This window comes from Microcoleus sp. K1-B1, assembly GCF_036704705.1.
Classification (GTDB): domain Bacteria; phylum Cyanobacteriota; class Cyanobacteriia; order Cyanobacteriales; family Microcoleaceae; genus Microcoleus.
In genome coordinates, this window is the sequence record NZ_JAUBSH010000056.1 from 35,082 (window position 1) to 43,066 (window position 7,985).

At 45.7% G+C, this 7,985-nt stretch carries 7 protein-coding genes; 4 read left to right on the forward strand and 3 right to left on the reverse strand.

The features are described from left to right. Positions 1 to 32: 32 nt before the first annotated feature. A complete protein-coding gene (locus tag QUA83_RS19565) occupies positions 33 to 1,484 on the reverse strand; it encodes a hypothetical protein (RefSeq protein ID WP_333295231.1) in 1,452 nt (483 codons plus the stop codon). 609 nt (positions 1,485 to 2,093) lie between these two features. On the opposite strand from QUA83_RS19565, the gene QUA83_RS19570 reads away from it, so the two are divergent. Then, positions 2,094 to 3,593: a GUN4 domain-containing protein gene (locus QUA83_RS19570; protein ID WP_333295232.1), complete on the forward strand. Its 1,500-nt coding sequence runs from the start codon at positions 2,094 to 2,096 to the stop codon at positions 3,591 to 3,593. A gap of 84 nt (positions 3,594 to 3,677) precedes the next feature. On the opposite strand, the gene QUA83_RS19575 is transcribed toward QUA83_RS19570, so the two are convergent. Beyond that, the gene (locus tag QUA83_RS19575; protein ID WP_333295233.1) at positions 3,678 to 4,892 is read right to left on the reverse strand and encodes a transposase; all 1,215 of its coding nucleotides are present in this window, start codon (positions 4,890 to 4,892) and stop codon (positions 3,678 to 3,680) included. A gap of 310 nt (positions 4,893 to 5,202) precedes the next feature. On the opposite strand from QUA83_RS19575, the gene QUA83_RS19580 reads away from it, so the two are divergent. After that, complete coding sequence (locus QUA83_RS19580) at positions 5,203 to 5,466, forward strand: hypothetical protein (RefSeq protein ID WP_333295234.1); 264 nt, start codon at positions 5,203 to 5,205, stop codon at positions 5,464 to 5,466. A 128-nt stretch (positions 5,467 to 5,594) separates the two neighbouring features. Here the strand turns inward: QUA83_RS19580 and QUA83_RS19585 are convergent, their stop codons facing one another. After that, positions 5,595 to 6,122: a P-loop NTPase family protein gene (locus tag QUA83_RS19585; RefSeq protein ID WP_333295235.1), complete on the reverse strand. Its 528-nt coding sequence runs from the start codon at positions 6,120 to 6,122 to the stop codon at positions 5,595 to 5,597. 356 nt (positions 6,123 to 6,478) lie between these two features. On the opposite strand from QUA83_RS19585, the gene QUA83_RS19590 reads away from it, so the two are divergent. Further along, positions 6,479 to 7,045 (forward strand): nucleoside monophosphate kinase, encoded by a 567-nt coding sequence (locus QUA83_RS19590; RefSeq protein WP_333295236.1) that lies wholly within the window; start codon positions 6,479 to 6,481, stop codon positions 7,043 to 7,045. A 124-nt stretch (positions 7,046 to 7,169) separates the two neighbouring features. Continuing rightward, positions 7,170 to 7,889 (forward strand): ribonuclease PH, encoded by a 720-nt coding sequence (gene rph, locus QUA83_RS19595; RefSeq protein WP_333295237.1) that lies wholly within the window; start codon positions 7,170 to 7,172, stop codon positions 7,887 to 7,889. Positions 7,890 to 7,985 lie beyond the last annotated feature (96 nt).

A 7,985-nucleotide genomic window follows, 5' to 3' on the forward strand; every position in this document is an offset into this window, starting at 1 on the left:
CGCTACCCCGGCATCGCGTGGGGAGACTTGCCCTAACGCGGGGCTATCCGTTGCAGTTCTTTGGCTTGTTCTAAAATTTTCTCGAAGTCTTCTTCGCTCAACCGCTGAATGTAGTTGATTTTGAACTCTTCTAGGAAATCGCACAGCAGCAGTTGTATTTCTTGCCAGGTTTGCTGCTGTTGCAGTTCGGTTCCTAAAGCTTGCCCGAAATGTTGGACTAGCTGGCTGGAGAGTTTGATGCTTATGGGGTCTTCGCTGGCGATTTTGAAGGCTTCGTAGGCATCTTGGGGGCCGAGGGTGGCTAATTTTGAGATTTCTGCAACTAATTGCTGTGCTAGCTGTTCGGGCAGGTTTCCCAGGCCGGGTACTTGCTTCCATCCTTGATAGAGGGGGGATTGTTTGAGGAAGCTTTCAATATTGTACCGGAGGAGGGCTTCTAGGTCTGGCTGGAGTTGGGGGAGCACTTTGTAGACGGTTATTTGCACTAGATGGGTGGCGATCGCTTCTATTTCATTGATATTGTTGATGTCTAGATAGCGCTGTTTTTTAGATTGAAATAGTTGACGAGCCAGTTCGCCTGTGGTTATTGATTGTTGCATCTGATTGATCAGTTGAATTACTACAACTTCGGTCAATTCTTGAGCGAAGTTGGCGACGAAACCTCGGCTGATTTGGGTGCGTATCGGTTGGAGATCTGGCATTTTGGCTTGGTGGATGCGAATTGTGACGGGTAATACTCGCAACAGGCGCCAGAATGGGAGTAGCAGGAAGATGTCGTACCATCGCCAGAGCATGGCCGATCGCCAAGTGACGCTGCGGTGGCGGCGGCTGATCAGGTAGGTACGGGCTAGAAATTCGATCGCGAATATGGCAATGAATGGCAGGTCGATTAGCCAGAAGTTATCGGTGAATTCGCCGTTGTCTCCGATCGCGCGGTAATAGTTGGTGGCGATTAATGGCTTGATTTTGGAGTCAAACCACTGGATTTCTTTTTGCCAGCCTTGTTTGTTTAAATAGTCTTGGCTCCAGAAGCTTTGGAATGATTGTTTAGCGGAGTCTTGCGGATTCGGGACGCGATCGCGCATCCGGTCTTTGATTTTTTCTAGGGTGCCACTTTTGGATGCTACTCGAAAGGGATCTTCGTCGATCATTTTCGCGCTCAGATTGTTTATTTCCTGCAATTTTGCTGCTACTTGGGGAGAGGGCAACCCTGTTTGCACTACTTGAATTTTTAATTCTTCTAAGGTTTCCAGATATTGCTGGGTGTCTCGGTGGGGTTTAATTCCTTTAAATGGGTCGTATACTTGAGTTAGAACTGGCAGTTGCCGGAGGTAGAAATCTCGGCCGGGCACGTAAGTTATGTCAAATAATACTAGGCTTAAATTTCCTAGGGCTACCAGTGCCATGAACCGCTCGAACCAAGGTACTTTTGGTGATTTTATGCGGGAGTTTGGATTGGGAGAGGGCTTTAGTTTTGGTGTCACTGGCGATTCCTAATTAAGTAGACCTATGGAAATAGATGTAACTGGTAATAGCTGAAAAAAGGAAACAAGGAAAACTGGCTAATTGTCTGGTCGCGCTCGGATTGCGATCACGGAAGCTAGTCTTTATTTTAACGTGCGTTTGTTGGGGAGTTTTGGATTGTTGATTCCGCCTGGTTAGGTAATAAATTATGCTGCTAAAATATTAAAGCCGATCGAAGTTGACGGAAGCTGCGGCTCCCGTTAGTGTGCTTCTCTCTGGCAATAAAATTATATCTCAGGCGGAATCCTCAGTTTTTTCGGCGTTGCAGAGCTCACGGGGCTGGTAATAAATTACTATTTCTGTTTGATCTGGTGGCTCTTTGACCGCTAAATCAAATGTATTGCACGCAGCGGAGTCTAAGGTTAGATGAGGACTTCGAGTTTGAGGTCAAACCCTCAAGAGAGTTATACTTGCTCAGGGGCAGTCTGGTGAGAGCGCCCCCTCTGATGGCGAGGGTGGCTGCCGCCTCCGTAAGGTTCGAGGTCTCGCCTCTACAAAAACCAGCTCGCGATCGGACTCTTGAATAATATAAAACCCTGAGTATAATTTTGTTCGCATTTTTTTAATATATGACATACTGCCTTAATCTCGATTGCCCAAGAGACAAGCGTCAGAACCCACCAGGCACAAAGTATTGTCTTAATTGTGGTTCAAAGCTGCTGCTAAAAGACCTTTATGCAGCAACTGAACCGCTGCGCGACGGGGGATTTGGCAGGACTTTCCGAGCTGTTAATCATGGAAAATTTGAGGAATTGTGCGTAATAAAGCAGTTGTCGCCCCCTCAAGAGTTTCAGCGAAAGCCCGGTCATTTTAAAAAATATGTTCGACTGTTTGAACAAGAGGCAAGGCGGTTATACGAACTTAAGCACCCGCAAATTCCTCAGTTAATTTCTTATTTTGAGGAAGATGGGCGATTGTATTTAGTACAAGAGTTTATTGATGGCAATAATTTAAAAGATGAGTTAGACAAGTACGGTGCTTATAGCGAAATCAAAACTTGCGAACTGCTGTTAGATTTATTGCCTTTATTGAAGTTTGTTCATGACCGAAATGTAATTCACCGTGATATTAAGCCGGAGAATGTGATCCGCCGTTCTCGCGATCGTAAATTAGTGCTGATAGATTTTGGGGTTTCTAAACAGGTAGTAGCTGCTGCTCCCACCAAAACAGGAACGAAGTTGGGAACTCCTGGCTACGCGGCTCTAGAACAGCGTCACGGTAGGGCTGTGCCTGCTAGCGACCTTTATAGTTTGGGGGTGACTTGTATTCGCTTGCTGACTTCTGTTATGCCTTATCTGGATATCTACGGGGACATTCACGATGACCTTTACGATCCGCTTGAAGGCCGATGGCTTTGGAGGGAGGCTTTGCCAAAAGGAACACAAATTAGCGACGATTTAGGTCAGGTTTTGGATAAGTTGATTCAGGAATATGTTAAAGATCGCTACAAATCGGCTGTGGAAGTTTTGGATGCTTTAAAACCTCCTGTTGTTGTTGTCCCAGTCCTGGAAAAGTCGCAGCAGGCAACTGTTGTGAGTCCTTCGGTTCCGACTCAACCTGTGACGGATACTCCGCTAGTTTCTGTGAATTTAGAGTCGGAAAAAGGTATTGATTATTCTCACTTGGCAAGGCTGCTGGCTGCTAAAAATTGGCGTGGTGCTGATGAGGAAACTTCTGTGAAAATGCTGGAGGTGATGCAGCAAAATTCACGGGGTTATTTGAGTGAGGAAGATATTAGGAAGTTTCCAGCTAAGGATTTGCAGACTATCGATCAACTTTGGGTGCGGCACAGTCACCGCAGATTCGGTTTTTCTGTGCAAAAGGGTTTGTGGCTCAAGTTGGGGGGAAAGCCTGGTGTTTATGATGCTACAGTTTGGGAGAAGTTTGGCGATCGAGTGGGCTGGCGGGTTAACAGCCAGTGGGTATACTATTCGGAGCTGAATTTTACTTCTAAAGCAAAGCCTGGACATTTGCCGGGGGGGACTGTTTTTGGGTGGGAAGGCGGGGTTTTGTGCGGTGTTTTGGGTTTGGGTGGGATCTGGTTTCTGCTGTCGCGGCGGGATTTGTAGAAGCAAGGTAGAAGGTAGAAGGCAGAATTTATTAGTCAGGCTGCACCCCAAGCGAAGTCGAAGTGTTATTGACACTCCCCACGGCTAGAAGCCGGGGGATTCTTGCTTCACAGGGATTCCAATGAATTTACCCTCAGCAAGCATCTTCACCGTATGCCCTACGGCTGCAAGTCCTCTAATTAAAACTACTTGAGCGGAGGCTACATCTCTATCTGTTATATACCCGCAGCTTGAACAACTGTGAGTGCGTTCTGATAGGTCTTTTTTGCCTGTTTCTGTACCGCAATTTGGACAAATTTGACTTGTTTTTCTGGCATCTACTTTTTGAAAGTACACACCACGTTTAAAACAAGTTTGTTCGAGAATGTTGAAGAATTGACCAAAACCAGCATCTAAACAATGCTTGCCCAAGATTCCTCTCGATAACCCGACCAGATTCAAATTCTCGACAAAAACCATCCCTGCATCATCGCAGATTTTGTGTGATAGCTTGCGATGCCAGTGTTTTCGGCAGTTGGCTACGTACTCGTGCAGCAGTGCCACTTTTTTCTGAGCTTTCTTCCAATTATTTGAGCCTATGCGTTTTCTACTGACACTCTGTTGCAGTAATTTAAGCTTGCGTTCTGCATCAATAAAAAACTTTGGACGTTTAATTAGAAGCCCATCCGAAGTTGCAATAAAATTAGTCAAGCCAACATCAAGCCCCACTGGGTTTCCATTTGGAATAATATCGGGGATTGAAACGTCCCATTGCAAAGCTAGCATGGCATACCAGCCAGACGCACGCTTGACTACGCGCACTTGTTTTAGTATCGCACCACTTGGTATTTCGCGACTTTGGCGAAACTGCACCCAGCCAATCTTAGGTAGTTTAACAGCACTATTTTTGATAGGTTCTACTCCCATCTGAGGAAATACAAAAGAGCGCATCTTCCCAACTTTTTTGAAGCGAGGAAATCCGTGTTTTTGTTCCCACATATTTACAAAGGCGCCTTCAAGCCGTTTAAGAGTTTGTTGCAGAACGTGCACTTGAACTGCTTTCAGTGCTGGTATAGTTGCTCTAGCTTGAGTTAAACCCTTACACTGACTGGCGTAGGTCGGTCTGGGTACGGAGGCGGGAATTATATATTCAGCGCGAATTGAGCAAGCGTTAATTTGACAACTACGAGATTTAAACCAATCTTTGCGCTCTGCCAGCGACCAGTTGTATACACGACGGCATTGTTCTAGCCAATCTTCAAATATTGTTACTTGTGCTACTGTGGGCTTAAGTTTGAATTCGTAGGTCAGATTGAACACTTACTTTACCTCCTTGACCTATTCTACTCTTTTCTTGAGTTATCGACTGAACGTTTTTTCAAGAAATACAAGAGAACACGAGCTAAATATTCAAGGCGGTTGAAACCGCTACCGACTTATCCCCACGTAAGACAGCCGGGGGCTTGTGTCTCGCTTTTCGGTCATGAAAGAGTTTTGAGTTGCGAATTAAAGAGTTAACAAGTTTTGAGTTTAATCATCTGTTATGTAGAAATTAGCTCTAAAAAAAGCTAAAAATAAGATATAATCACAAACCCTTTTTTTTGTGCTATGTTCTTAGAGAAGGGCAAGTTTGCAAAGTCAAAAGCCAGTCCTCGGCGGTTGCCAACCAAGGGGACTGGCTTTTGCTCCAATTTACCAAGGAGATTTATCTATTATGTTGCAAGAAAAACGTCTCAAGCCGTGGACTATAGTTCGCTCGCTTCCAAATGTGGAAAAGGTGGTTGTGGGTGAGTTTCGCAGTTGGTCTGATGCAGACGGTCACTTGAAAATTCTCAAGCGGATGGTGCCGACGGATCGATTGAGTGTTGTCTTCGATCCGGTAGTTCAAGCGTAACGTCGCTGGTAAATTGATCAGCGTGCGATCGCTCTTTGAGCTAAGCGATCGCCTCTTTTTTTAGATACTGTTTTTTTACATAAAAAATGCGACCGCTAAACAGGCGATCGCAAATTGAATCATTGTCGTTAACTGCGGCGAATTTCAGTAATTTGGTCGGCAATATCCAAAATTCTTTGGGGCATGGATGGCCCGGTAAAAATCATATCCAAATGATGTGGCTTGTTGTCAATCAATGCCACCACTTCGGCTTCGGGAATCAAGCCCAAATTAACCGCTAAACTCAATTCATCGAGAATAACTAAGGCATAACGGCCTTCGCGCACCGCATTTTGAACATACTGCCACAATTGTTCGATCGATCGCGTCTCCAGCTCATCTAAATCGGCATTCTCAATGCAGCGTGACAAATCGCAGCGCACCCAATCTAAATTTTGCCCCAGCCGCACCGGATGCTGGTGCCCTTGATTAATTCCCCCTTTGAGGAACTGCACCGCTAGCACGGGAGCTCCCTGTCCTGCAATTCTGAGGGCCTGAGCCATGACACTGGTAAAAAAGCAGCGGTGCGGGCCTGTAAAGACTTGCACCAGCCCTTGAACTGTGTAGGGCAAGCTGTGGGTTAAATTGAGTTTAGGGGTTTGTAACTGAGCAACCATAGGGCAATATTTAATCAGCAACTAAGTCTTGAGTGCAGCTCCGACCTTGGCGTGGCTGAAGCCTGCTTGACAATATATAGTGTACGGGGCCGAGTGCACATCGGATCGAACACTAGATATACAAGTTGTCAAAAGCTCGCGGCAGTGGCATTCGCAGTCGTTTGTTCGATTTTTGAACTCAATGAGCACTTAGGCAGAAACGGGGTTTTTTACCAAAATACGGCGTGGAGCTTGACATTTATACAGTTATAGGGTGAAAAACCAAGGTGATGAGAGTCTTGCGGCGTCCAGGGCTTTGAAGAAAAGGTACACACATCGCGTAAAATTTGAATGTCGCGGCACTAGGAGCAGAGACTGTGAGAGTAGTGATTCTGGGAGGGCCAGGAGCGGGAAAGGGAACTCAGGCTGAACTACTGTGCAGCAATTTGAGCCTTCCTTTGCTGGCGGTGGGGGACATTCTAAGGGAGGCGATCGCAGAAGACACAGATTTAGGCAAGCTGGCGGTGTCTTATGTCGAAAGAGGGGAATTAGTTCCCGACGCAACTATGATTCAATTCTTTCGCCGCCGGCTGTTGCTGTGGGATGTCTTTAATGGCTGGGTGCTGGAGGGCTATCCGCGAACGGCTTTTCAAGCTGAGGAGTTGGATTTTTTATTAGAGGATTTGGCGCAGGAGCTAGATTGGGCCGTTTGGCTGAAAGTGCCGATCGAGGTTTTGCTGAGTAGGTCGATCGAGCGCGATCGATCGGATGACCATCCTGAAATTTTACAGCGTCGGCTCGATTTGTTCCACGAACGCACTATTCCTCTTTTAGAGTATTACGAATACCGCAACAAACTGTTAACTATTGATGGCGATCAATCTCCACAACAAGTCCAGCAGGATATTCTCAAATTAATCGAGGCTAAGAGCAAATCGGCATAAAATTTTAGATTTTAGATTTTAGATTGAACGACTGCATATTTACCGCATCAAAAAAAACCGAAAGATTAATACCCAATTTTTAAGTTTTAATGCCCAATTACCCATTACCAATAACCTAAATATTATGTCTTTCCAACGTCCAGATGGCAGACAACCAAATCAAATTCGTCCGATTAGTTTCGATCGACAGTTTACCAAATTTGCTAGCGGTTCCGTACTGGCGAAAAGTGGCGATACCCAGGTACTTTGCAGCGTTACAATCAAGCCGGGAGTGCCTAGATTTCTGGAGAATACCGGACAAGGTTGGCTGACAGCGGAATACCGAATGTTGCCGGGTTCTACGCCGCAGCGACAAGAGCGGGAATTTATGAAATTATCGGGACGCACTCAGGAGATTCAGCGGTTGATTGGGCGCAGTTTGCGATCGTGCTTGGATATGCAATTATTGGGGGAACGCACAATACTTGTCGATGCGGATGTTTTGCAAGCGGACGCGGGGACTCGCACGACTTCAATTACTGGCGGGTTTGTGGCTGTGGCTGATGCTTTGAATAAATTGGTACAAAAAGGTGATTTAGTGCGATCGCCCATTATTCGTCAAGTGGCGGCCGTGTCTGTGGGGCTTTTGGAAGGCGAGCCGTTTTTAGATTTGAATTATCTTGAAGATGTGGCGGCAGAAATTGATTGTAATGTGGTAATGAATGGTGATTTGAATATCATAGAAATTCAGGGAACTGCGGAAGAGGGAAGTTTCAGCCGGAGTCAGTTAAATCAAATTTTGGATTTGGCAGAAACGGGGATTCAGGAATTGTTGGAGGCTCAGCGGCTGGCTTTAGTGGAGTAGGTAAATCTAATTGCTGATATGGGAGCATCCCAATTTTGTAAAAGGGGAAAAGTATGATACAGTTCCCCTTTTATTTTAGCTTATCCCTATATTATA

Bases quoted from the DNA above. Each gene is read 5' to 3' on its own strand.
- QUA83_RS19570 (WP_333295232.1), top strand. From the start codon at position 2,094: ATGACATACTGCCTTAATCTCGATTGCCCAAGAGACAAGCGTCAGAAC.
- rph (WP_333295237.1), top strand. From the start codon at position 7,170: ATGTCTTTCCAACGTCCAGATGGCAGACAACCAAATCAAATTCGTCCG.
- QUA83_RS19585 (WP_333295235.1), bottom strand. From the start codon at position 6,122: ATGGTTGCTCAGTTACAAACCCCTAAACTCAATTTAACCCACAGCTTG.